Raw genomic sequence first — 24,495 nt, forward strand, 5'->3', positions numbered from 1 at the left:
CAGGATGTGCTCGCGGGTCTGCGGCATCGGGCCGTCAGCGGCCGAGCACACCAGGATCGCGCCGTCCATCTGGGCGGCACCGGTGATCATGTTCTTGACGTAGTCAGCGTGGCCCGGGCAATCGACGTGGGCGTAGTGACGGACCGGGGATTCGTATTCGACGTGTGCGGTCGAGATCGTGATACCACGAGCCTTTTCTTCCGGAGCGGCGTCGATCGAGGAGTAGTCCTTGAACTCGCCACCGAAGCGCTCGGCACCGATCTTGGTCAGTGCGGCGGTCAGCGTGGTCTTGCCGTGGTCGACGTGACCGATGGTGCCGACGTTGACGTGCGGCTTGGTGCGCTCGAACTTACCCTTGGCCATGGCTGCTTATCTCGAATTCGTCTGAGAGGTGATGCTTAAGATGGTGCTCACGAAAGGAATCGAACCTTCGACCTCTTCCTTACCAAGGAAGTGCTCTACCGACTGAGCTACGTGAGCCGAGTTTTGCATTATGACATGAACTCGATAATATTCAAAGTTCATTCAATGGAGCGGGAGACGGGAATCGAACCCGCACCATCAGCTTGGAAGGCTGAGGTTCTACCATTGAACTACTCCCGCGCCGGGAATGTCACAACGTGAAACTGGTGGAGGGAGGTGGATTCGAACCACCGAAGGCGTAAGCCAGCAGATTTACAGTCTGCCCCCGTTGGCCGCTTGGGTATCCCTCCTTACCACCCCATCCCGTTGCCGCCGAAGCGTTGCGGTGTGTGGTGGTGAGCCGCTTATTCTGCTGATGGGACGGGGGCGTGTCAACGCTTTTTTCCATCTTTTTCACACGTTGTCGCAAACCCATTGATACGCAAGGTTATTGCCCGGGGACCGGCAGGGTCTCGCTGGCGAAAATTGCGACATGGGGGACGCCGTCGGCGCCGATCCAGCCCCGGTACATGCCCTGGGTGTTGAACGGCGTGGCCATTTTTCCGTCTGCGGCAAGCACGATCGCACCGCCATCGCCGCCCATCTGCGGGATCGTCTCGTTGATCACGCCCTTGCCGGCCTGTTCCGGGGTCTGCCCCTGGTAGCGCATGCGCGCGCAGATCTCATGCGCGGCGGCAGTACGGATGTAGTACTCGCCCCAGCCGGTGCCAGACACCGCGCAGCGCGCGTCAGCCCAGGTACCGGCGCCGATGATCGGCGAATCACCCACACGCCCATAGCGCTTGTTGGTCATGCCTCCGGTGGAGGTGCCCGCCGCGAGATGCCCCTGCGCGTCCAATGCGACCGCACCCACGGTGCCGAAGTGCTTTGCGGTCTCCAGGTCGGCATGCGCCTGGCCGCTGGCCTCCTCCTTCAGCGCGCGCTGCAGCTGCTGCCAGCGCTTGTCGGTGCGGAAGTACGACGGATCGACCAGGGTGATGCCCTGCTCCACCGCAAATGCCTCGGCACCCTGCCCGACCATCATCACGTGCTTGGATTTCTGCATCACGGTCTGCGCCAGCAGGATCGGGTTGCGCACCCGCTGCACGCCCGCGACCGCGCCCGCCGCCTGGCTCGCGCCGTCCATGAGAGCCGCATCCAGCTCGTTGCGACCGTCGTGGGTGAACACTGCACCCTTGCCGGCGTTGAAGGTGGGATCGTCCTCCAGCACGGTGATCGCTGCGGTGACCGCAGCGAGCGCCGGACGACCCGCGGCGAGTTCGGCATGCCCCTTCAGCAGCGCCGCCCGCAGCGCGTCGCGTGCCGCCCTCTCTTCGGCCGGCGACAGATCCTTGCGCTCGACGCCGGCGCCACCGTGGATGACCAGCATCGGCGCGGTGGCCGGCGCGGCCTGGGCGAGCAACGGCAGGGACAGCAGCGCGGACAGCGCCAGGCGCAGTTTCATCGGGTACGTCTCCAGCAAGTGGGCAAGGGAGGCATCATGGTAGGGCCGAGCGCATGCTCGGCTGATGCCTCGATTGAAAGGCAGCCGAGCGCGGGCTCGGCTCTACAGCATCCCATGCGTGACCACAGGATCGCCGGGTCACTGGCGGATGACTTCGATCTCGCCATCGCTGACGTCGGCCACGGCCTGGTAGTCAGCCTCGGCCTGGAAGTCATCCAGGCGCATGCGACTGCCGCTGGCGACCACGGTCACCGGGACGGCATGGAAGCGCAGTGGCTCGCCCTCCACCAGGCGGTCGGCATCACGGCCGGGGCTGACCACCCAGACCTTGCCGTCGCCGTCGACGCTGTAGACCTGGGCCTGGCCATCCGGCTCCACGCACAACGCGGTGTCCTCATCGACACCGATGCCGACGATGTCGGGGTCGCCACTGTCCTGTGCGGCGCGCGCCACGAACACGATCAGGCGTCCGAGCCGGTCACGCTTGTCGAAATGGGTGTCGGTGACCACACGCTGCAGGTAGGGCATCTGCAGGAAGCCGCTGTCCATGGTCACCGCACTGCCCATCGGGTCTGCCAGCGCACCGGCAGAGGTGATGCTGCCGCCATCCATCGCGCCGTAGGCATAGCCACCGAGTATCGCCAGGCCAGCACTGGTACCGGCAATCGGCTTGCCTGCGCGCACATGCGCGTTGAGCGCGCGGTTGAGCGCGGTGCCCTTCCAGAAGCGGATGTAGCGCGACTGGTCGCCGCCGGCGATGAAGATGGCATCGGCCGCGGCAACCACGCGCAGCACGGCAGGATCGTCGGCGCCGCGGCGGCTGTCGAAGACCAGGGTCTGTACCGCGGTGGTGCCGCCGATCTCGTGATAGAGCCGCTCCTGAAGTTCGTCGCCGCCGGAGGCGCGCAGGATCAGCACGCGGCCGTTGCCGGCCTGCTTCAGCCACCACCGGAAGGCTTCGGGCACCCATTCGCCACCTCCCATCAGCATCATCGCCGGTGCGCGCGGGCCGGATCTCGGCGCCTCCAGGTCACCCACTTCGTAATAGGCAAGGCCCGGCCCCTGCAGATCCTGCGCAACGGCCGCCAGCGGCCAGGCCAGGACCAGCAGTGCCAGCCAGAGAAAGGGTCCGCGCAGGGGGCTGTGGAGGCGTCGCATCTTGATCTCCCTGAACAAAATCGACTTGCAAGCGTTTTCACTCTTTGCCAGATAGGGACCCAGTAGTCAAGGGCATGAAAAAGGCGTTAAATGCGCGCGCCCATTCCGGAAATCTGAATGGGGGACAGGGCTCCTCCTCTGCGGGCCGGCTTCAATACCGAGAATTCCTCATGCGTAGAAAGGCGATGGCGTGGTCGATCCAGCTGGCGTTGATGGGCGTGGCTGCTTCCGCGGCGGCCCAGGCTCCGGCTTCCTCTTCGGTTCAACAACTGGATGCGGTGCAGGTCACCGGTTCGCGCATTCCCCGCGCCCAGGTGGAAGGTCCTGCCCCGATCACGGTGATCAGCGCCGAGCAGATCCGCTCCAGCGGCTTTACGACCGTGCCGGACGTGCTGCGCGCGATGACCCAGAACGGCGGTGAGACGCAGAGCCAGCAGTCTTCCAGTGGCGCCGACTTCTCGCCGGGCGCCCAGCAGGTGGACCTGCGCGGCCTCGGCCCCAACCACACGCTGGTACTGGTCAACGGCCGCCGCATCGCCGACTTCCCGATGCCGTTCAAGGGCCGCAGCAACTTCACCGACGTCTCCAACATCCCGCTGGGAATGATCGAGCGCATCGAAGTGCTGACCGGCAGTGCCTCGGCCATCTACGGCTCGGACGCGATCGCCGGCGTGGTCAACTTCATCCTGAAGAAAAAGGCCGACGGCACCACGATCGACATGCGCATGGGCACCACCAGCGAAGGCGGTGGCGAGTCGTTCGACATGAGCCTGGCCAGCGGTTTCAGTCGTGGCAACTTCAACGCCGTGTACAGCGTCGAGCTGCAGTCGCAGACGCCATTGTGGGCCTATGAGCGCGACATCCAGGATTCGACCCAGGATGCGCCGACCGAAGGCTCGCGCATCGCGCGCCGCGCCTACCTGCGTACCGATTACAACGATGACTACCTGGACCCGGGCGCCGCCACCTGCGAGGCGCTGGCCGGCCAGAACCAGGGCACCACCTACCATGCCTATCGGCCGAAATACGGCTACTACTGCGGCAGCGACGCGTCGATCGGCTACGGCACCATCCTCAGCAAGCGCCGCGGCGCCAATGGCTACGCCTCGCTGAGCTACGACTTCGACAACGGCCAGCAATGGTTCGCCGACGTGCAGCTGGGTTACCACACGATGTCGCTGATGCGCGACGTCACCAGCTGGGGCCGCATGGACGCCAGCGGTGACGAGTCGGGCTACTTCAACAATGAAGCCACCGGCGAGATCGAATTCTGGCAGCGCCAGTTCTCACCCGAGGAAATGGGCGGGCTGCGCAATGCAATGGTGCGCAGCACGCAGAAGACCTTCAGCGTGACCACCGGCTTCAAGGGCAACCTGACCGGCAACTGGGATTACGAAGCGGCATTGAGCCATTCGCAGTACCAGTCGCGGATCAGCTGGGCGCAGATCATCGCAGCCAAGGCCAATGACCTGTTCCTGGGCCCGCAGCTGGGCGTGGATGACGATGGCTTCCCGATCTACAACGCGGACCTGTCACGCCTGTACCGGCCGCTCACCCGCGCCGAGTACGATTCGATCGCCGCACGCACCACCTATTCGCCCAAGTCGCGCACCGAGACGGCCGCGTTCACCCTGACCAACTCGGCACTGTTCGGCCTGCCGGGCGGTGACGCCGGCTTCGCCGCGACCGTGGAAGTGGGCCAGCAGGCGTACTCGCTGAATCCCGATCCGCTGGCTACCCAGTACTACTACTACAGCTGGAAGGATTCGGACGGCAACGGCTCGCGCAACCGCTGGGCCACGGCGGCCGAGCTGCGCATGCCGCTGCACGAGACGGTCAACCTGAGCGTGGCCGGCCGCTACGACCAGTACCGCTATTCCGGCCACACCATCGGCAAGGCCACCTGGAGCGGCGGCCTGGAATGGCGCCCGATCGATACCCTGCTGGTGCGCGGCTCCTACGGCACTGCATTCCGCGCACCGGACCTGCACTATGTGTTTGCCGGACCGGGCAACGACGAGACCAGCGCCGAGGACCTGTACACCTGCCGCCTCGAGGAAGCCAGCGACTGTTCCGATTACGAGCGCAACCTGATCCGCAGCCGCACTGGCAACCGCCAGCTCGACCCGGAAACCAGCACCTCGTGGAGCGCCGGCTTTGTCTGGTCGCCGGCAATCGGCCTGGACCTCTCGGTGGACTGGTTCGACATCGACATGCGCAAGCAGGTGCAGGACATGGACGTGCGCACGATCCTGGCCAATGAAGCGAACTGCCGGCTCGGCAGCGCGGACATCAACTCGCCGACCTGCGTGGATGCACTCGACCGCATCACCCGCACCAGCGACGGCCGCTTGTATGGCGTGCGCGTGGCCCCGATCAACGTTGCCCGCGAGTCGACCTCCGGCATCGATGTCGGCCTGCGCTACCGCGTGCAGACCGGCATCGGCGACTTCATCCTCAACGGCACCCACACTTGGGTGAAGAAGCACGATTTCCAGCGCTACCCCGGCGATCCGACCCTGGACCAGTTCGCGGTCAACAGCGGCTTCGACATTCCGCGCACCAAGACCAGCCTGAGCGTGACCTGGGAGAAGGACGCGTGGTCGGCCACGGTCTATGGCTCGCGCCTGGGCAAGCTGCCGACTTCGGACAACTACGACCAGTCGTTCGACTGGGACAGCGGCGACAGCCCGTACGTGAAGGCGACGTACCGCTACAACGCCTCGGTGCAGTACCGCTTCGACGACCATTCGCGCCTGTCGCTGGCAGTGGTCAACGTGTTCAACAAGATGCCGCCGAAGGACGCCACGTACACCGCCTACCCGTACTACGACGTGTCCTGGTTCGACAGCGTCGGCCGCACCATCAACCTGCAGTACACCCACAAGTTTGGTGGCAGCGCGTTGTAAGGCACGCCGCACTGCAGAACGTGGACGACAAGGCCCGCCATTGGCGGGCCTTGTCGTTGGGGAACCTGGCTCTGCCAGATGCCCACGTTGGTAGGCACTGATCTGCCACGCCCCGCCAAGGTGGGCGACTACCAGAGCGGGCCACGCGGGTTTTCCACATCGGACGTGGAGAGCGATGGGAACTAGGTGTGGACAAGTGGGCGCGATCGTTGTCCCACAGGCATTTCCGGGCGTGGTGATTTTTTATCCATTCGCTTCGATTGTTTTCCACACCAGACGTGGAGAGCGATGGGAACTTGGTGTGGACAAGTGGGCGCGAGCATTGCCGCGCAGGCGTTTGGAAGCGTGGCGAATATTTGTCCACGCTTCGCGGACAAGCGCCGTATAGCCGAGCCCATGCTCGGCGCCGGCCGGCATCAGCCGATGCATGGGCTCGGCTCTACAGCGGCACACGGGGTTTTCCACACCGCGCGTGGAAAGTGGTGGGGGTTTGGTGTGGACAAGTGTGCGCGAGGCTTGCCGCGCAAGCGTTTCAATGCATGGTCAATTTTTCACCAGCCACCAGCGCGGCGCCGGAAACGCGAACGCCCCGCACAAGGCGGGGCGTCCAGGGTCGATCCGCTACCGCTGGATCAGACGTTGAAGCGGAAGTGCAGGATGTCGCCTTCCTGCACGCGGTATTCCTTGCCTTCCAGGCGCAGGCGACCGGCTTCCTTGGCACCGGCTTCGCCCTTGTACTTGATGAAGTCGTCGTACGCGATGGTTTCGGCGCGGATGAAGCCCTTCTCGAAGTCGGTGTGGATGACCGCGGCGGCCTGCGGGGCGGTAGCGCCCTTGCGCACGGTCCACGCACGGACTTCCTTCACGCCGGCGGTGAAGTAGGTCTGCAGGCCCAGCAGGCTGTAGGCCGCGTTGATCACGCGGTTCAGGCCCGGCTCGCTCAGCCCCAGATCGGCCAGGAAGGTATCGCGGTCCTCATCGTCGAGCTGCGACAGCTCCTCTTCGATGGCGGCCGACACCGGCACCACCTGCGCGCCTTCGGCGGCGGCATGCGCGCGCACGGCTTCCAGGTGCGGGTTGTTCTCGAAACCATCTTCCAGCACGTTGGCGATGTACATCACCGGCTTCAGGGTCAGCAGGAACAGGTCACGCACCAGCGCCTTTTCTTCATCGTCCAGGCCGACCGAACGGCCAGCCTTGCCATCCGACAGCGCCGCCTGCAGCTTGGCCAGCACCGGCTTGCGCGCCGCTGCGTCCTTGTCGCCGCCCTTGGCTGCACGCTCGGCACGGTTCAGCGCCTTCTCGACGCTGTCCAGGTCGGCCAGCGCCAGTTCGGTATCGATGGTTTCGATGTCCGAGATCGGGTCGACCTTGCCGGCCACGTGCACGATGTCGCCGTGCTCGAAGCAGCGCACCACGTGGGTGATCGCATCGACTTCGCGGATGTGCGCCAGGAATTTGTTGCCCAGGCCTTCACCGCTGGCCGCACCGGCCACCAGGCCGGCGATGTCGACGAACTCGACCGCGGTCGGAATGACCTTCTGCGGGTTGATGATCCCTGCCAGTTCGCCCAGGCGCGGATCCGGCACCGGCACGATGCCGACGTTCGGTTCGATGGTGCAGAACGGGAAATTCGCCGCGGCGATACCCGCCTTGGTCAGCGCATTGAACAGGGTCGACTTGCCGACGTTGGGCAGGCCGACGATGCCGCATTTGATACCCATGGGTGACAGCTCTCTGGGGTGAAAGTGATTGGTGAAACAGCGCGCGCGCTGCTTGGCCAATCCATCTCGGTGTGGTCGATCAACAGCGGCGCCAACCACGGTTGGCACCTACCCAAAGCGGGTTATTTCGGGGTGTGCAGGCGCTTCATCGCTTCGCTGAAATCGCCCTGCACCGCCAGCGGCATCACGTCGATCGCATCGTCGATGGCGCGTGCGATCAGCACGTCGTCATCCCTGGACGGGCGGCCGAGCACCCAACCCACCACGCGGTCCTTGTGGCCGGGATGGCCGATGCCCACGCGCAGGCGATGGAACTTGCCGTGACCGAGCAGGCGGATGGTGTCACGCAGGCCGTTCTGGCCACCGTGGCCACCATCGAACTTCAGCCGCGCCACACCGGGCGCCAGGTCCAGTTCGTCGTGGGCCAGCAGGGTTTCTTCCGGTTCGATCTTCCAGAACCGCTGCGCGGCGGTGACCGACTTGCCACTGAGATTCATGAAGGTGGCGGGCTTGAGCAGCCACACCGTCTGCCCGGCAATCTCGACCTTGGCGGTCTCGCCGAACAGTTTGCTGTCCACATTCCATCGTGCACCGGCTTTTTCAGCCAGGGCCTCAACGAAATGAAACCCGGCATTGTGCCGGGTCCGGGCGTGTTCCGATCCGGGGTTGCCCAGACCGACGATCAGTCGCAGTCCTGCCATGGCTCCTTCCAATACGGTGCCTGCCCGGAGGCAGGCACCGTAGCGGTATTACTCGGCGGCAGCCGCTTCTTCGTCGGCCGCGTCGGCCTTGCCGGCCTTGGCGGTGACGATGGCGTCGTCGTGGTCCTTGCCCAGCGCCAGGGCCGGGATTTCCACGCCCTTCGGCAGCTTGATGTTGGACAGGTACACCACGTCACCGGCCTTCAGCTCGCCCAGGTCGACTTCGATCGACTCCGGCAGGTCCTTCGGCAGGCAGGTGATGGTCACTTCCTTCAGTTCGTGGGTGACCACGACGTCGGCAGCCTTGCCAGCCGGCGAGGTGTCTTCGTTGATGAAGTGCAGCGGGACCGAAGCGGTCAGGGCTTCGTTCTCGTTCACGCGCTGGAAGTCCAGGTGCATGATCAGCTGCTTGTACGGATGGCGCTGCATGTCACGCAGCAGGACCTTCTGCACCTGGCCGTCCAGGTTCAGGTCCAGGATCGAGGCATAGAACCACTCGTTCTGCTGGGCCAGCCAGATTTCGTTGTGGTCCAGGCTGATGGCGACCGGCTCGGCGTTGCCGCCGTACACGATGGCCGGGATCACACCGGCGTGACGCAGGCGGCGGCTCGCACCCTTACGCTGCAGTTCACGCTTGGTGACCTTGATTTCATGGGTCTTCGACATTTTCGACTACTCAGGTTGTTGCCCTGCCTTGCGGCCTGGCGGTTGAAGATGCTTCCGCGACCAGAAGCACCCGGGGCATGTCCCCGCCGTTGCCGGCAGGGACGAAAAACTCAGTCGACGTACAGCGAGCTGACCGACTCGCCGAAGGCGATGCGACGCATCGTTTCGGCCAGCATTTCCGCCACGCTCAGCTGGCGGATCTTGCTGCACACCCGCGCTGCGTCCTTCAGCGGGATGGTGTCGGTCACCACCAGCTCGTCGAGCTGGGAATTGGTGATGTTGTCCACCGCCGGGCCCGACAGCACCGCGTGGGTGCAGTAGGCGGCGACCTTGAGCGCACCGCGCGCCTTCAGGGCAGCGGCAGCGGCGCACAGGGTGCCGGCGGTATCGACGATGTCATCGACCATCACGCAGGTCTTGCCTTCGACGTCACCGATGATGTTCATCACGGTGGAGACGTTGGCGCGCGGGCGGCGCTTGTCGATGATCGCCAGGTCGGCGTCATCCAGGCGCTTGGCCACCGCACGGGCGCGGACCACGCCGCCGACGTCCGGCGACACAACGATCAGGTTCTCGGTGCCGTAGGCGCGCCAGATGTCGGCCAGCAGCAGCGGGGACGCATACACGTTGTCCACCGGAATATCGAAGAAGCCCTGGATCTGGTCGGCGTGCAGGTCGACGGTCAGCACGCGATCAGCGCCAGCGGTGCTGAACATCTTCGCCGCCAGCTTGGCGGTGATCGGCACGCGCGAGGAACGCATGCGGCGATCCTGGCGCGAGTAGCCGAAGTACGGCACCACGGCGGTGACGCTGGCCACCGATGCGCGCTTGAGCGCGTCGATCAGCACCAGCAGTTCCATCAGGTTTTCCGCGCTCGGCGCGCAGGTCGGCTGGATCACGAACACGTCCTGCTTGCGGACGTTCTCTTCGATCTCCACCTGCACTTCGCCATCGGAGAAGTGCGAGACCAGCGCCTTGCCCGGGCGGACCCCCAGTTCCTTGCAGATGTTCTGCGCCAGACGTTTGTTGGCGTTGCCGGAAAAGACCAGCAGGTTCGGGGACTCTTGCATCATGATTGTCTCGGGCGGGGACGAGTGGCGGGGATCCGGGGTCGGCAAGGACCCGATGGACCCTTGCTGCTGACAACACCGCGGTTGTTTCCACGTCCCGCGCAGGCGATGCGCTGGAAGGCGCGGACACAGCCGCTATTGGCAGGGGCGGTAGGATTCGAACCTACGAATGCCAGGATCAAAACCTGGTGCCTTGGGCCTCTTGGCGACGCCCCTGCAGTGATGAATCAGTGTTGCTCGAGTGCATCCAGCAGTGGCGAACGCGCAACGCCCGCCGCCACCCTTGCCCGCAACTCCTTCGGCAACTTCGACCGTCCCTGCTCTGCGGCAGACTGCGATGCGAACTCGACGAAACAACCACTTCCCGAACCGGTCAGCCGCGCCGTGCCGATGTCGCTCAACGCGGCGAACGCTGCCTCGACGGCAGGCTCACGGCGGCGCAGCACCGGTTCGAACGCATTCCCGACCAGGGTCCCGGAAGCGAAGTCCTCTATTTTCGCCACTGGGCTGTCGCGCGTCAAATCCGGGTCTGCGAACAGGGCCGGGGTGGGAACATGAACGCCCGGTTCAACCACCACATACCAGGCCGGTTCCAGCAAGATCGGCTGCAGGCGCTCGCCCACCCCTTCGGCCCAGGCATTGCGCCCGCGCACGAACACCGGCACATCCGCGCCCAGGCGCAGGCCCAGCGCGGCCAGGGCATCTTCGTCCAGGCCCGCCCGCCAGAGCCGGTTCAGCACCACCAGCACGGTGGCGGCATCGGACGACCCGCCACCGAAGCCACCGCCAGCCGAAACATGCTTTTCGACGATGATGTCTGCGCCTTGCGCGCTATTGGCCGCATCTTTAAGAAGCCGCGCAGCGCGGACCGCCAGGTCATCCGCCTCGGCCACGCCGGCCAGGCCCTCACCCTGCCGGCGCACCTGGCCATCTTCACGCAGGCGCAGGCCAATGCGGTCACCCCAGTCCAGCAGGCGGAACACAGTCTGCAGCTCGTGGTAGCCGTCGGCCCGGCGGCCGGTGATGTGCAGGAACAGGTTCAGCTTGGCCGGGGCCGGCCACCAGGACCAGCCCGCGTCGTCGGCTGCCCCACTCATGGGCCGCCCTGCCCCCACTGGTCCACCAGCAGGCGCACCTTGGCGTCGCCATTGCTGGCCTCGATTCGGCGCGGCAGCGCCGGGCGCCCAGCCTCGGCGGGATACCAGTCCAGGTACTGCACTTGCCAGCCCATCTGCTGCATGCGGCGCGGCCGGCCTTCACCGTCGCGCTCGACCTTCTCCGGACCGGCAGCATCGCCGGCTACCAGGCCGCGGATCCACTCCGGCAGCTGGTTGACCGGGATGTCCCAGCCAGTCGCCTCCAGCAGCAGCTGCTGGGCATCCTCGCCATCGCGCGGCCCGCCAGCCAGCCCTTCCAAGCGACCTGCTTCGGAATGGGTATCGCCGGTCAGCTTCCAGCTCTGCCGGGTCACCGGCGCACTCAGTTCGACCACGTAGCGGCGGCCTTCCTGCTTCCAGTCGATGCGGCCGCTGCCACCGTCCTTGCCCTTGCTGACCGCGACCCGGCCCTGGAACGTCCAGTCCGACTGTGCCTGCAACGCAGCCACGCGTGCGGCCTCGGTCTGTGCCGCTTCGGCAGACACGGTCTCGACCACGGCCGGCGCAGGGGTCTTCTGCGTGCCCACGCTGGTGCAGGCGGTCACCGCCAGGGTCGCGGCCGCCAACAGCAGCGGCCGGATCAGGGAAACACTCATGGATTGAATTTCTCGCGGGCGCGCAGCAGCGCGCGGTTTTCGGGATCGAGCTTGGCCGCTTCCTCGAAGAAGTGGCGCGCCTCGTCATGCTTGCCCAGCACCCACAACACTTCGCCGACATGGGCGGCGATCTCGGGGTCCTTGGCCAGGGTCCAGGCACGGCGCAGCTGCACCAGCGCCTCTTCCTTGCGACCCAGGCGATACAGCACCCAGCCATAGCTGTCGACGATGGCGGCGTTGTCCGGTTCGGCCACGCGCGCGCGGTCGATCAGCTCCAATGCTTCCTGCAGGCGACCGGTGCGATCGGCCAGCGTGTAGCCCAGCGCGTTCAGCGCCGGCACGTTCTCCGGGTCGGTCACCAGGATCTTGCGCAGGTCGGCCTCGGCGCGCGGGATGTCGTCACGGCGCTCCCAGGTGAGTGCACGGGCGTACAGCAGGCCGTTGTCATCCGGGTAGGCGGCCAGGCCGCGGGCCAGTGCATCCAGTTCGCCGCCGCTGTCGTCGGCGCGCTGGCGCAGTTCGGCTTCCAGCAGGTAGGCGTCGCGACGCACGTCGTCGTCGACCACCGCATCGGATTGGATCGCGTGGACTTCATCCAATGCCTGCGACAGGCGCCCGGCCAGCGCCTGGGCATTGGCCGCGCGCAGGCGCGCCTCGCTCAGCTCATCGCCACCGGGCACGCTGTGGTACCACTGCACGGCCTCGGGGTAACGCTTCAGGTATTCGGCGATCTTGCCCAGCAGCAGGCGCTGTGCCGGGTCTGGCTTGGCCGCCTGCCGGGAAAGTTCGTTGTAGAGATTGGAGAGCGCGGCCTTGTCGCCCTGCTTGGCCAGCAGCGAGGCGCGCATGCCCCAGGTCTGTACGTCCTGCGGGCCGAAGGCCAGTACGCGTTCGGCCGCGGCCGGCTGCCCCAGGCTGTCGTAGGCGATGGCCACCGCGTTGCGCAGTTCCGGATCCTGGCGCGTCTTCGGCTCGACGTCATGCAGCAGCGACAGCGCCTTGTCGGTCTCGCCAGCCTGCTGCAGCTGGCTGGCGCGCAGCAGTGCCACGCGCGGTTCTTCAGGGAAACGCTTGACCACTTCATCGATCATGCGCCGCGCCAGTTCGGGCTTGTCCATGCGCAGGGCAAGGCGGCCGAACTCCTGCCAGGCCTCGATCTTCGGCGGAATGGCGTTGGCATCGACCAGCTCACCCAGCACCTGCGCCGGTACTGCCGGGTCGCGGCCACCGCCAATCAGCGCGGCCAGGGCGAACTTCCAGCCACGTTCATCCGGGTCGGCCAGCAGGGCCTGCAGATCGCCACGCGCGGCCTTCACATCGCCCTGGCGCATGGCCAGCGCAGCAGCGGCGCTGCGCATCGTCAACGAGCTCGGTGCGCGCTGTTGCCACAGGGCCAGGCCCTTGGCGGCGCTGGCATCGTCGTTGGCCAGCATGGAAATGCGGGTGGCACGTTCGGCCAGGCCGGCATCGCCGTCGGTCTGCTGGGCCGCCTGCAGGTACCAGCGCGCAGCCTCGGCCAGCTTGCCGGCCTGCAGGGCGAATTCACCGGCCATCACCGGTTCCAGCGCCAGTTCCTCAGTGGCCGGCGCCCGCACAGGGGCCTTGGCCGGCACCGCCGCCAGGGCCTGGGAACAGGCCAGGGACAGCAGCAGAACACTGGGGATGCGAATCAATGCGGGCATCGTCGGCATCGGGGCCTTAAAATGTCGTCCAATGGCCAGCAGCTTATCGCAAGCAACTGAACAATGACCCTGTGGGTGCTCGGACTGAATCACCAGACCGCACCGGTGGAGCTGCGCGAGCGCGCGGCCTTCGCCGGTGAGGCGCTGCCGCGCGCGCTCGGTTCGCTGCGCGATACCCCGCAGATCGCCGAGGCGGTCCTGCTTTCCACCTGCAACCGCACCGAGCTGTACGCGGTGGCGGATTCGCCGCAGGCGCTGGACCAGTGGCTGCACAGCCAGGCCGGCGACCTGCAGGGCTACCTGTACCAGCATGCCGACGCCGATGCGGTGCGCCACCTGTTCCGGGTCGCCACCGGCCTGGATTCAATGGTGCTGGGCGAGCCGCAGATCCTGGGCCAGGTGAAGGATGCCTGGTCCACCGCGCGCGATCACGGCCTGCTCGGGCAGCGCCTGGACCGGCTGTTCCAGCAGACCTTCTCGGTGGCCAAGCGTGCGCGCACCGATACCCAGGTCGGCGCCAACCCGGTCTCGGTGGCCTCGGCCGCAGTGCGCCTGGCGCAGAACGCCTTCGCGCGCCTGGACGATTCCACCGTGCTGCTGGTCGGTGCCGGCGAGACCATCGAACTGGCTGCACGCCACCTGAGCGAGGGCAAGGTGCGGCGGTTGCTGATCGCCAACCGTACCCTCGCCCATGCCCAGGAGCTGGCCAGCCGACATGGTGGCGTGGCGCTGCCGCTGACCGAGCTGGACCGCCACCTCGGCGAGGCCGACGTGGTGTTCTCGGCCACCGCCGCGCGCGAACCGGTGATCCATCGCGAGATGGTGGCCAAGGCCCTGCGCGCGCGCCGGCACAAGCCGATGCTGCTGTTCGACCTGGCCGTGCCGCGCGACATCGAGGCCGAGGTCGGCACGCTCAATGACGCCTTCCTCTACACCGTCGACGACCTGGAGCGCGCGGTGGAAGACAACCGCCGTGGCCGCCGCGAGGCCGCCGCCGAGGCCGAGGCGATCATCGACCTGCAGGTGTCCCGCTTCGTCGAGACCCAGCAGGCCAGCGCCCACCAGGCACCGCTGCGGCAGTTGCGTGCGTTCGGCGAAGCCACCCGCGCCGAACTGCTGGAGCGCGCGCGCCAGCAGCTGGCCAACGGCAAGCCGGCCGACGAAGTGCTGGAACTGCTGGCGCACGGGCTGACCAATCGATTGCTGCACCCGCCGACCGCTGCCCTGCGCGCCGCCGCGCTGAGCGGCGATGCCGACCTGACCCGCGCCGCCGAGCGCCTGTTCCCGGCCACGCCGGGTTACCGCCACCCACCCGTGAGACCCGATGACGCCGACCCTGCGCCGTAAGCTGGAAGCGCTGGCCGAGCGCCGCGAAGAACTGGAACGCCTGCTCGCCGAACCCGACGTGGTCGCCGACAACACCCGTTTCCGCGACCTTTCGCGCGAATTCGCCCAACTTGAGCCGGTTGCCACCGCACTGGCCGATGAAGCCCGTGCCAAGGCCGACCTGGCCGCCGCCGAAGGCATGCGTGCCGACCCCGACCTGCGCGAGCTGGCCGACGAGGAAATCGCTGCCGCCCAGGCCCGCCTGCAGGAGCTGGAACAGGAACTGGCGCTGCTGCTGGTACCGCGCGACCCGCGCGACGACGGCAACCTCTTCCTGGAAGTGCGTGCCGGTACCGGCGGCGACGAAGCGGCGATCTTCGCCGGCGACCTGTTCCGCATGTATGCCCGCTACGCCGAACGCCAGGGCTGGAAGGTCGAGATCGAATCGGACAATCCCGGTGAGCATGGCGGCTACAAGGAAGTGGTGGCGCGCGTGGTCGGCCGCGGTGCGTTCTCGCGCCTGAAGTTCGAATCCGGCACGCACCGCGTGCAGCGCGTGCCGGCCACCGAATCGCAGGGCCGCATCCATACCTCGGCGGCCACCGTGGCGATCATTCCCGAAGCCGATGAGGTCGAGGACATCGTCATCAACCCGGCCGACCTGAAGGTGGATACGTTCCGCTCCTCCGGCGCCGGTGGCCAGCACGTGAACAAGACCGAATCGGCCATCCGCATCACTCACGTGCCCACCGGCGTGGTGGTGGAATGCCAGACCGAGCGCAGCCAGCACGCCAACCGCGACAAAGCGATGAAGCGCCTGAAGGCACAGCTGCTCGATGCCGAGCGCCAGCGCCAGGACGCGGCGCAGGCCGAATCACGCCGGCTGCAGGTCGGCAGCGGTGACCGCAGCCAGCGCATCCGCACCTACAACTTCCCGCAGGGCCGCATCACCGACCACCGCGTGGAAGGCCTGACCCTGTACGACCTGCCCAACATCCTGGCCGGCGACCTCGACGCGTTGCTGCAGCGGCTCAGCCACGAGCACCAGATCGACGCCCTGGCCCAGCTGTCGGCGGGCTGAGCACGATGTCGGCCTGGCAGCAGCGACAGCACCTGCAGCAGGCGATTGCCCGCCAGCCGGACGACTTCGTCGCCTGGGTGATGCTGGCCGACGTGGAACTGGAAGCCGGCGACATCGCCGCCGGCGAACAGGCCGCGCGGCGCGCGCTGCAGCTGCGCCCGAACCACCCCGAAGCACTGGCGCGGCTGGGCCGCGTGGCGTGGATGGCCGGGGCGCATGGCGATGCGGCCAAGCTGCTCGGCCAAGCCTCGGCGCTGGCACCGCAGCATCCCGGCATCGCGCTGTGGCTGGGCCACGCACTGGAAGATGCCGATGATGCCGAAGGCGCGTCGGCGGCGTATCGACGCGCCCATGCGCTGATGCCGAGCGAACCCTACATCGCCGCCCAGCGCCTGGCCTGGCAGCGCCGCCTGTGTGACTGGCAGGACCTGGACGAACTGGCCGCACAGGTGCGCGGCGCACTCGCCTCGGGACAGGGCGTGGTCGAACCGTTCGCCTTCCTCAGCGAGGATGCCAGCGCCGCCGAACAGCTGGCGTGCGCGCGCGCACGCGCCGCCGCGGTCGCCGCATCGGTACGCCCGTTGCCGCCGGTATCGGTGCGTGCGCGTGGCCCGCTGCGTGTCGGCTTCCTGTCCAATGGATTCGGCGCGCATCCGACCGGGCTGCTGACCGTGGCCCTGTTCGAGCAGCTGCGCCACGATCCGGCGCTGCAACTGCATCTGTTCGCACTGAACCGCGCTGACGGCAGCCGCATCCGCCAGCGCCTGCAGGCAGCGACGCAGCTGCATGATGTGGCCGGCCTGCGCCACGCCGACACCGCCGCACACATCCGCGCAGAGGGCATCGATCTGTTGTTCGACCTGCGTGGCTGGGGCGGTGGCGGCACGCCGGAAGTGCTGGCGATGCGCCCGGCCCCGCTGCAGTTGAACTGGCTGGCCTACCCGGGCACGTCGGGCGCGCCGTGGATGGATGCGGTGGTGGGCGATGCGTTTGCGCTGCCACCGACCCTGGAACCGCACTACAGCGAACGCGTGCTGCGACTGCCGCGCGCCTTCCAGCCATCGGACAACACGCGCGTACTGGAGCCGGCGCCGACCCGCGCCGACTGCGGCCTGCCCGCGCAGGGCGTGGTGTTCTGCTGTTTCAACAACAGCTACAAGCTCAATCCGCGCAGCATGGGCCGCGCCTTCGCGATCCTCCAGGCGGTACCCGACAGCGTGCTGTGGCTGCTGTCCGGGCCCGGACAGGCCGATGCGCGCCTGCGTGCGGCCGCGCAGGCCGCAGGCCTGGATCCAACGCGGCTGGTGTTCATGGCCAAGCTGCCGCATCCGCAGTACCTGGCCCGTTATCGGCTGGCCGACGTGTTCCTGGACACGCATCCGTACAACGCCCACACCACCGCCTCCGATGCGCTGTGGGCCGGCTGCCCGGTACTGACCTGCCCCGGCGACACCTTCGCCGCGCGCGTGGCCGGCAGCCTCAACCATCATCTGGGCCTGGCGCGGATGAATGTCGCCGACGATACCGCGTTCATCGGCACTGCCCGTGCACTGGGCAACGACCCGGCAGCGCTGGCCGCGCTGCGTGCTGAACTGGCGCAGGCACGCGAGGGCAGCGGACTGTTCGACATGGGCGGGTTTGCCGGTGATCTGTCGGCGTTGGTGCAGGAGCTGGCGCGCGAGCACGGATGGCGCGGAACAACCGAACCGGCTGGGTAATGTCGACTGGGTGATGTCGACTGGGTAGAGTCGACTGTCAGTCGACTGCTGTTGGCAAGAAGCAGAAACTCCCGCGCTGCGCGCAATCGTCGACCAGCAGTCGACCCTACCCGGCGTCGACATCGCCTGAGCGATCCCTGCGCTAGGCTTGGGCTTCCTTCCCGCGTGGTGTGACGATGGCCAAGCTCAAGCGCAAGGCGTACGACGAACTGCTGCTGCCACTGCAGTTGGAACTGACCGCGATGGCGCGCTGGGTGCAGCATAGCGGGCAACGCCTGCTGGTGCTGTTCGAAGGACGTGACACGGCGGGCAAGGGCGGCGCGATCCAGGCCATCAGCCAGCACCTCAACCCTCGCCAGTGCCGGGTCGTGGCGTTGCCCAAGCCGACCGACCGCGAATCCACGCAGTGGTACTTCCAGCGCTACGCCTCGCATCTTCCCGCCGCGGGCGAGATCGTGCTGATGGACCGCAGCTGGTACAACCGCGCCGGCGTTGAGCGGGTGATGGGCTACTGCAGCGAAACCGAGTACCAGCAGTTCCTGCGCCAGGCACCGGTGTTCGAACAACTGCTGGTGGACGACGGCATCCTGCTGTTCAAGTACTGGCTGTGCGTGGACCAGGAGCAGCAGGAGAAGCGTTTCTGCGAACGCCATGTCGATCCACTGAAAGGCTGGAAGCTGTCGCCGGTGGACCTGAAGTCGCGCAGCAAGTACAGCGCTTACACCGAGGCCCGCGAGGCGATGCTGCGCGCCACCCATCGTGAGGCGGCGCCGTGGACGCTGGTGGATTTCAACGACCAGCGGCTGGGCCGGCTGACCCTGGTGCGCAACCTGCTGGACCGGTTGCCGGACACGCGCGTGGATGCACCGTTGCCGGAACTGCCGAAGCTGAAGGGCAAGCTGCATCGCGAGCACTACGATGTGCTGAAGCCGATCGAAGACTTCCCGGTCGAGGAATAGGTTGGTCGGCAGGGCCTGCGGCCCTGCACCTGCAGAAGCCTTCAAGCAACGGCAACAGCAACAGCCAGAGCGGGATTTCCGTGGGATGGCGGGGCGGTGTCGGAGTGCGGGGACGCCGCAAGTACGTCCGTGTAGGCTTGGCAGCCGCATCCATGCGGCTGACACCCCGCACTCCGACACCGCCCCACCTCTGACAGATTCCGACGATCTGATGGATCCACGCCATGCGTGGATGAGTCCCAATCGAAATCGAAAATCTCGATATCTGTGAGATCTGAGCCGAGCATGGCTCGGCTCTACAGAAGAGCGGGCAGATCGCGGAGATCTTTCGAAGGCGGGGTGGGTCCGGTGGCGGGAGTGTCCGCGGCATGGATGCCGCGGCCAAGCCCCCATGGACGGGTTTACGGCGTCTCCCGCCACCGGACCCAGCCCGCCATCCCTCAGGAGACCCGCCGTTGCTTCGGCTGTTGCTCTTGCTGTTGCCCTGGCTCGTAGCGGGTGCAGGGCCGCAGGCCCTGCCGACCAACCCCCTACTTTACAGCGGCGATCTGCTTTTCGATGTCGGCGGCAGTCACCGGGCCAAGGAAGCTGTGCGCCAGCTTGCCCTGCGGGTCCAGCAGGTGCGTCAGCGGCAGACCGCGCGGCGTGGCGAAATCAGCCGGCGGGTCGAACGGGTCGACGATCACGATCGGATAGGTCACCGGATGCTTGGTCAGGAATGCCTGCATCTCCGGCGCTTCGATGTCCTCATACGCCAGGCCGACCACTTCGATGTTGCTGCGCATCGCATGCAGCGCCGACAACTCCGGCATCTCCTTGCGGCACGGCGCGCACCAGGTCGCCCAGAAGTTCACCACCACCCACTTGCCGCGGTGCGCGGCCAGGTCGTAGTCGCTGCCATCCACCGCCTTCATCTTCAGTGTCGGGAACTCGGCCGTGGTGCGCTCTGCCGGGGTTTCCTCGACCGGGGCCGGTGCGGCCGGCGTCGGTGCCTGTGCCGGCGGCTGGCTGCTGGACGGGGTCGGTTCCTGCGCCGGCTTGCAGGCGGCAAGGGCCAGCGTCAGGGCCAGCGGGAGCAGCAGCAACGGGGTCTTGCGGGTCATGGCGTGTCTCCGGAATCGGTATAGATATCGCTGACCTTGCGCTTGAGGCGTTCGCGCAGGGGCAGTCGCAGGTCGTCCAGTGCCGCCAGGGCGGCCCGGCCCAGGCTGTCGTCGCGGTACGGCAGGTGCTGCTCGGCCACCGGGATGCGCAGCTGGGTGCATTCGTACAGGTCAGCCAGGCTCACCTGGTCCAGGTCGCGGGACAGCAGCCACTCGCCGCGCTCGTCGCGGCGCAGCAGGCCGATCTCCTGCAGGTTGCAGGCCAGGTCATGCAGCAGGGAGTCGGTCAGCATCGGCTCCAGCCGCAGGATTTCATCATCGGCAAGGCCCCTGCCCTTCAAGCGTGCATGGTGGAAGCGGCCGAGCAGGCGCAGCAGGCCGTAGAACTCGTAGCCCTGCGGCAGCCGCAGCTCCACCGGCTGGTAGCGGAAGGCCGCCATCGACGATGACAGCGACGCGCCCAGCAGCACCGCCACCCAGCACAGGTAGATCCACAGCAACAGGATCGGCACGAACGCCACCGTGCCGTACAGCTTCTGGTAGGACTGGAAGCTGCCGAGGTAGGCGCCGATGCCCCACTTCACCAGTTCCAGGATCACCGCCGCCAGGATCGCGCCGGGGACCGCGTGCCGCCACTTCACCGTGTGGTGCGGCACCACCCGGAACATCAGGGTGATGCAGACGAACTCGATCAGGATCGGCGCCAGCCGCAGCGCCAGCTCGGCCAGCCAGCGGCCCTCCTGGGTGCCGAACAGGGGCATCGCGAACACCCGCGCCGATACCGCCAGCGACGCGGCGGCGAGCATCGCGCCCAGCGTCAGGACGGTCCAGTAGACGAGGAAGCGGGTCAGCTTGGGCCGGGTCGAACCGACCCGCCAGATCTGGTTGAAGGTCTCTTCAACACTGTTGAGGGTGATCAGCAGCGACACCACCAGCGCGATGAAGCCGGCAGCGGTGAGCTGGCCGGCACTGGCCGAGAACTGCCGCAGGTAGCCCTCGGCCGCGCGCGCGGCGTTGGGCACGAAGTTGGAGAAAACGTAATCGCTGAGCTGGTCGCTCCAGCGGTCGAAGACGGGGAAGGCCGAGAGCACGCCGAACACCACGATCGCCAGCGGCACCAGCGCGAACACCGTGGTGTAGGCCAGTGCCGCCGCTGCCTGGAACAGGCGGTCGTCGAGGAAGCGATGCCACAGGAAGCGGCCGAAACTGATGGCCCGTGCGCGATCCCGCGCGCGCTCCATCCACAGGTTGAGCGTATCCAAAGGTTCCATCGGTGGAAGGGTACCCGATGCGGAATGCTGGCAGGATAGCCATACTGATGGCTACACGACGAGGAGAAGCGGGCACGATGGGCGAGATTCTGGTGCTGTACTACAGCCGGGGCGGTTCGGTGGCACGGCTGGCGCGCCAGATCGCGCGGGGCATCGGCGAAGTGCCGGGCATGACCGCGCGGCTGCGCACGGTGCCGCCGGTGGCCGCGGTGACCCAGACCGCACAGCCGCCTGTGCCCGACGATGGGGCTCCCTACGTGAGCGTGCAGGACCTGGTCGAGTGCCAGGGCCTGCTGCTCGGCAGCCCCACCCGCTTCGGCAATATGGCCGCACCGGTGAAGCACTTCCTGGATGGGCTGGGCGCTGAATGGGTCAATGGCACCCTGTCCGGCAAACCGGCCGGCGTGTTCACCTCCACCGCCTCGATGCACGGCGGGCAGGAATCGACCCTGCTGTCGATGCAGGTGCCGCTGCTGCATCACGGCTGCGTGATCGTCGGCATCCCGTTCACCGAGCCGGCGCTGAGCCACACCACCAGCGGCGGCACGCCCTATGGCGCCAGCCACGTGGCCGGCGCCGCCGACGACCCGCAGCCGACCGACGACGAGGCGGTGCTGGCACGCGCGCTGGGCCGCCGGGTGGCCGACATCGCGCAGCGGTTGGCCCGATGAACCGCGCGCCGCGCACGGTCCTGCTGCTGGCCCTGATGGGGCTGGCCGCGCTGTTCGCCGGTTGGTTCATCAATGACAAGCACTGGCTGGCGACCCAGCTGGTGTTCACCGCGCCGCCGCTGGCGCTGGCCTGTGCGCTGCGCCTGGGCTGGCGCAAGGCCGGCTTCTGGGCCTCGGTGCTGGCGCTGGGCTGGTTCAGCCATGGCGTGATGAGCGCCTGGAGCCATCCGGAAACGCGCTGGCTGGCATTGATCGAGATCGCGCTGGCGCTGCTGGTGATCTTCAGCGCCAGCCTGCCCGGGCTGCGCGCCCGCTTCGGCAAGCGACGCTGACGCTGCGCCCGCCGGGCCGTATCATCTGTGTTCCTGGCCCCGCGCCGCTGCACCTGTCCTGGTTTCGCGCATGCACATGATGGAAGAGCTCCTGGTCGTCACCACCGGTGGCACGATCGACAAGATCTACTTCGACGACAAGTCGGACTACCAGATCGGCGACCCCCAGATCGGCATGATCCTGCGCGAGCTGGGCGTCACGTTCCGCTTCAACGTGATTCCGATCCTGCGCAAGGATTCTCTGCACATCAACGATGAAGACCGCGAGCTGATCCGCGCCACCATCGCCGCGCAGCCGACCCGGCATGTACTGGTCACCCACGGCACCGATTCGATGGTGCAGACCGGCAAGGTGCTGGCGACGATTCCGGACAAGACCATCGTGATGACCGGCGCGCTGAGCCCGGCACGCTTCCGGGGTTCGGATGCCGAGTTCAACATCGGCTGCGCGATCGGTGCGGTGCAGTCGCTGCCGAGCGGCGTGTACATCGCCATGAACGGCCGCATTTTCGACCCGCAGCACGTGCGCAAGAACGTGGCCGCGAACCGCTTCGAATCGGTCTGAGCAACAGCGTGCCGACCAGGGTCGGCACCCCACCATGGCGCGGCCGCACGTACCACTGCCGGCCCCATGAGAAAACGCCCCGGCCTGAGCCGGGGCGTGCCCATGGAGAGGGACTTGGGCTCAGTACTGGGCGCTGAGGGTCAGGCCCGAGAAGGTGCTGTACGCCTTCACCCGCACATACCAGGTGCCTGCGGCCGGGCTGTTGATGGTGCAGGTCTCGCTGTTGCCGCTCAGGTACGGACGGCAGGTGTAGGTGGTATCGGTCGGGGCACTGCCCTGGCGCACGTACAGGTCGGCATCACCGCTGCCGCCACTGATCGCCACGCGCAGCTGGGTGCTGCCGGCCGGAACCGCAACGGTGTAGTTCAGCTCGGCACCGGTGGCGGCGCCCAGGCCGGTCACCGGCACGTTGTTCTGCAGCACGTTGCCGCCCGGGTTGGTGCCACCGCCGTTGATCGCGGCAGCCACCGCGGCATTGGCGTCGATGATGCCGGCACCGCAGCCGCCCGAGCAGGCGCCCGGCAGCGGACGTGCCGTGCTCTTGATGATGCTCTCGACCTGCGCCGGGCTCAGCGGGCTCGGGGCGACCGACTGCATCAGCGCGACCACGCCGGCCACGTGCGGCGCCGCCATCGAGGTGCCGTTGTACGACGCGTAGGTCGCGCTGCCCGGCGTGGTGGTGCCGGTGTTGAGGGTGGACAGGATGCTCTGGCCCGGCGCCGAGATGTCGATGCCGGTGCCGTAGTTGGAGAAGCTGGCACGTGCACCGGCCGAGGTGGTCGCGGCCACCGCGATCACGTTCGGGCAGTTGGCCGGCACCGAGCTGGACACGTTGGTGTTGCTGTTGCCGGCAGCGACCACCACGGTGGTGCCACGGCCGACCGCCCCGTTGATCGCATTCTGGTAGGTGGTCGAGCAGCTGCCGCCACCGCCCAGCGAGAGGTTGATGACCTCGGCCGGATTGGCATTGGCCGGCACGCCACTGACGGTGCCACCGGACGCCCACACGATCGCATCAGCGATGTCGGAGGTGTAACCGCCGCACTTGCCGAGCACGCGCACCGGCACGACCTTGGCGTTGAACGCGGTGCCGGCGACGCCGCTGGCGTTGTTGGTCACCGCCGCCACGGTGCCGGCAACGTGGGTGCCGTGCCAGCTGGAGTTGGAGGCCGGGATGCCCGAGCCACACTCATTGGCGCCGTACCAGTCGCCTTCATCGTTCGGGTTGTTGTCGCGGCCGCCACCATCGCGCGCCATCGCGGCGTCGCTGATGAAGTCGTAGCCGGGCAGGATGTTGGCGTTGAGGTCGGGATGGTTGGTGATGCCGGTGTCGATCACCGCCACCACCACGCCGGTGCCGGTGGACTTGTCCCAGGCCTGCTGGATGTTGATGCCTGCGTTGGACGTACCGAAGCCCCACTGCTCGCTGAAGCGGGTGTCGTTCGGGGTCAGCGTCGCGCGCATGATCTGGTCGACTTCGACGTATTCCACGTTCGGGTCGGCCGCCAGCTTGCGCATCAGCAGTTCGGATTCGGCCTGGTCGAGCGGACGGTCGGTCCTGACCAGGGTCGGGCCGACGGCCAGCTTGCGGACCTCCTGCAGGCCCAGCGCGCGGCCCTGGCTGCTGGCCAGGCCAGCGGCGGCCGTCTTCAGCGACGAAGCCAACGCGGTGGTGTTGGCCACGGCGGCGCTGCCGTCGCGGTACTTCACGATGAAACGCTGGTGCGTCGGCGCGGACTGCAGGCCGCTGAGCTGGACATCACCGGCCAGCGCAGGCGTGGCCAGCAGCAGCGATGACAGAACGGACGCACCAAGGACCACCCACACTCGACGCACACGCGGTTGCGTTACCTGGGACATCGTATTTCCCTTTCTTGTGGTGTGAATGCCGGAATCGGCAGAAGCACCGGCCCGAACCATGGGCTGGCTTGCATTGGCG

At 67.1% G+C, this 24,495-nt stretch carries 21 protein-coding genes and 4 tRNA genes; 8 read left to right on the plus strand and 17 right to left on the minus strand.

The genetic code is table 11. From position 1 onward, the window contains the following. From AC5P8Z_RS16400 to AC5P8Z_RS16425, 6 genes are all read right to left on the minus strand, one after another. The coding region (locus AC5P8Z_RS16400; protein ID WP_329754883.1) for a GTP-binding protein at window positions 1-363 on the minus strand (363 nt) is incomplete at its 3' end. A gap of 41 nt (window positions 364-404) precedes the next feature. Continuing rightward, a tRNA-Thr gene (locus tag AC5P8Z_RS16405) sits at window positions 405-480 on the minus strand. Window positions 481-529: 49 nt separating this feature from the next. After that, window positions 530-603: transfer RNA gene (locus tag AC5P8Z_RS16410), tRNA-Gly, on the minus strand. Window positions 604-627: 24 nt separating this feature from the next. Continuing rightward, window positions 628-713: transfer RNA gene (locus tag AC5P8Z_RS16415), tRNA-Tyr, on the minus strand. A gap of 137 nt (window positions 714-850) precedes the next feature. Then, window positions 851-1,867, minus strand: a complete 1,017-nt coding sequence (locus AC5P8Z_RS16420) for an isoaspartyl peptidase/L-asparaginase family protein (RefSeq protein ID WP_286071046.1) — start codon at window positions 1,865-1,867, stop codon at window positions 851-853. Between the two features lie 138 nt (window positions 1,868-2,005). Next, the gene (locus tag AC5P8Z_RS16425; RefSeq protein WP_286071045.1) at window positions 2,006-3,025 is read right to left on the minus strand and encodes a cyanophycinase; all 1,020 of its coding nucleotides are present in this window, start codon (window positions 3,023-3,025) and stop codon (window positions 2,006-2,008) included. A gap of 170 nt (window positions 3,026-3,195) precedes the next feature. Between AC5P8Z_RS16425 and AC5P8Z_RS16430 the strand changes: the two genes are divergently transcribed. Next, a complete protein-coding gene (locus tag AC5P8Z_RS16430) occupies window positions 3,196-5,934 on the plus strand; it encodes a TonB-dependent receptor plug domain-containing protein (protein ID WP_495229531.1) in 2,739 nt (912 codons plus the stop codon). Window positions 5,935-6,566: 632 nt separating this feature from the next. Here AC5P8Z_RS16430 and ychF read toward each other — a convergent pair. The 8 genes from ychF to AC5P8Z_RS16470 all read right to left on the minus strand — a co-directional run bounded on the left by ychF (window position 6,567) and on the right by AC5P8Z_RS16470 (window position 13,530). Further along, the gene (ychF, locus tag AC5P8Z_RS16435; protein WP_019338145.1) at window positions 6,567-7,658 is read right to left on the minus strand and encodes a redox-regulated ATPase YchF; all 1,092 of its coding nucleotides are present in this window, start codon (window positions 7,656-7,658) and stop codon (window positions 6,567-6,569) included. 122 nt (window positions 7,659-7,780) lie between these two features. Then, complete coding sequence (gene pth, locus AC5P8Z_RS16440) at window positions 7,781-8,359, minus strand: aminoacyl-tRNA hydrolase (RefSeq protein ID WP_495229532.1); 579 nt, start codon at window positions 8,357-8,359, stop codon at window positions 7,781-7,783. A 48-nt stretch (window positions 8,360-8,407) separates the two neighbouring features. Continuing rightward, complete coding sequence (locus tag AC5P8Z_RS16445) at window positions 8,408-9,025, minus strand: 50S ribosomal protein L25/general stress protein Ctc (protein ID WP_014036085.1); 618 nt, start codon at window positions 9,023-9,025, stop codon at window positions 8,408-8,410. Between the two features lie 110 nt (window positions 9,026-9,135). Then, on the minus strand, window positions 9,136-10,095 hold the full coding sequence (locus tag AC5P8Z_RS16450) for a ribose-phosphate diphosphokinase (RefSeq protein WP_005415400.1): 960 nt from the start codon (window positions 10,093-10,095) through the stop codon (window positions 9,136-9,138). 139 nt (window positions 10,096-10,234) lie between these two features. After that, a tRNA-Gln gene (locus AC5P8Z_RS16455) sits at window positions 10,235-10,311 on the minus strand. Between the two features lie 11 nt (window positions 10,312-10,322). Continuing rightward, on the minus strand, window positions 10,323-11,192 hold the full coding sequence (ispE, locus tag AC5P8Z_RS16460) for a 4-(cytidine 5'-diphospho)-2-C-methyl-D-erythritol kinase (protein WP_295565131.1): 870 nt from the start codon (window positions 11,190-11,192) through the stop codon (window positions 10,323-10,325). Continuing rightward, on the minus strand, window positions 11,189-11,848 hold the full coding sequence (gene lolB / locus AC5P8Z_RS16465) for a lipoprotein insertase outer membrane protein LolB (RefSeq protein WP_295565129.1): 660 nt from the start codon (window positions 11,846-11,848) through the stop codon (window positions 11,189-11,191). Before lolB ends, ispE begins: the two co-directional genes overlap by 4 nt. Then, window positions 11,845-13,530, minus strand: coding sequence for a tetratricopeptide repeat protein (locus AC5P8Z_RS16470; RefSeq protein ID WP_286071040.1), 1,686 nt, complete (start codon window positions 13,528-13,530; stop codon window positions 11,845-11,847). Before AC5P8Z_RS16470 ends, lolB begins: the two co-directional genes overlap by 4 nt. Before the next feature lie 63 nt (window positions 13,531-13,593). Here AC5P8Z_RS16470 and hemA point away from each other — a divergent pair, with 63 nt between their 5' ends. From hemA to ppk2, 4 genes are all read left to right on the plus strand, one after another. After that, entirely contained in the window at window positions 13,594-14,877 is a 1,284-nt protein-coding gene (gene hemA, locus AC5P8Z_RS16475; RefSeq protein WP_495229533.1) for a glutamyl-tRNA reductase, read from the plus strand. Further along, the gene (prfA, locus tag AC5P8Z_RS16480) at window positions 14,855-15,937 is read left to right on the plus strand and encodes a peptide chain release factor 1 (RefSeq protein ID WP_495229534.1); all 1,083 of its coding nucleotides are present in this window, start codon (window positions 14,855-14,857) and stop codon (window positions 15,935-15,937) included. Before hemA ends, prfA begins: the two co-directional genes overlap by 23 nt. Window positions 15,938-15,942: 5 nt before the next feature. Beyond that, window positions 15,943-17,655 carry an O-linked N-acetylglucosamine transferase, SPINDLY family protein gene (locus AC5P8Z_RS16485; protein WP_495229535.1) on the plus strand — a complete coding sequence of 571 codons (1,713 nt, stop codon included), beginning with the start codon at window positions 15,943-15,945 and terminating at the stop codon, window positions 17,653-17,655. A 176-nt stretch (window positions 17,656-17,831) separates the two neighbouring features. After that, window positions 17,832-18,614: a polyphosphate kinase 2 gene (ppk2, locus tag AC5P8Z_RS16490; RefSeq protein WP_495229536.1), complete on the plus strand. Its 783-nt coding sequence runs from the start codon at window positions 17,832-17,834 to the stop codon at window positions 18,612-18,614. Window positions 18,615-19,144: 530 nt separating this feature from the next. Here the strand turns inward: ppk2 and AC5P8Z_RS16495 are convergent. Together AC5P8Z_RS16495 and AC5P8Z_RS16500 are read right to left on the minus strand one after the other, a co-directional pair. Next, a complete protein-coding gene (locus AC5P8Z_RS16495) occupies window positions 19,145-19,717 on the minus strand; it encodes a TlpA family protein disulfide reductase (RefSeq protein WP_495229537.1) in 573 nt (190 codons plus the stop codon). Beyond that, the gene (locus AC5P8Z_RS16500; RefSeq protein ID WP_286071035.1) at window positions 19,714-20,988 is read right to left on the minus strand and encodes a YihY family inner membrane protein; all 1,275 of its coding nucleotides are present in this window, start codon (window positions 20,986-20,988) and stop codon (window positions 19,714-19,716) included. The genes AC5P8Z_RS16495 and AC5P8Z_RS16500 overlap by 4 nt, the downstream gene beginning before the upstream one ends. 77 nt (window positions 20,989-21,065) lie before the next feature. Between AC5P8Z_RS16500 and wrbA the strand changes: the two genes are divergently transcribed. The 3 genes from wrbA (at window position 21,066) to AC5P8Z_RS16515 (ending at window position 22,556) form a co-directional block, all read left to right on the plus strand. Continuing rightward, complete coding sequence (gene wrbA / locus AC5P8Z_RS16505) at window positions 21,066-21,659, plus strand: NAD(P)H:quinone oxidoreductase (protein WP_012510135.1); 594 nt, start codon at window positions 21,066-21,068, stop codon at window positions 21,657-21,659. Then, on the plus strand, window positions 21,656-21,991 hold the full coding sequence (locus AC5P8Z_RS16510; RefSeq protein ID WP_049435186.1) for a DUF2069 domain-containing protein: 336 nt from the start codon (window positions 21,656-21,658) through the stop codon (window positions 21,989-21,991). Before wrbA ends, AC5P8Z_RS16510 begins: the two co-directional genes overlap by 4 nt. A gap of 79 nt (window positions 21,992-22,070) precedes the next feature. Beyond that, the gene (locus tag AC5P8Z_RS16515; protein WP_010481766.1) at window positions 22,071-22,556 is read left to right on the plus strand and encodes an asparaginase domain-containing protein; all 486 of its coding nucleotides are present in this window, start codon (window positions 22,071-22,073) and stop codon (window positions 22,554-22,556) included. A gap of 120 nt (window positions 22,557-22,676) precedes the next feature. On the opposite strand, the gene AC5P8Z_RS16520 is transcribed toward AC5P8Z_RS16515, so the two are convergent. Further along, window positions 22,677-24,416, minus strand: a complete 1,740-nt coding sequence (locus AC5P8Z_RS16520) for a S8 family peptidase (protein WP_495229538.1) — start codon at window positions 24,414-24,416, stop codon at window positions 22,677-22,679. Window positions 24,417-24,495: the final 79 nt, after the last annotated feature.

The sequence above is a fragment of the Stenotrophomonas sp. YJH_SMC_17 genome (assembly GCF_059371655.1).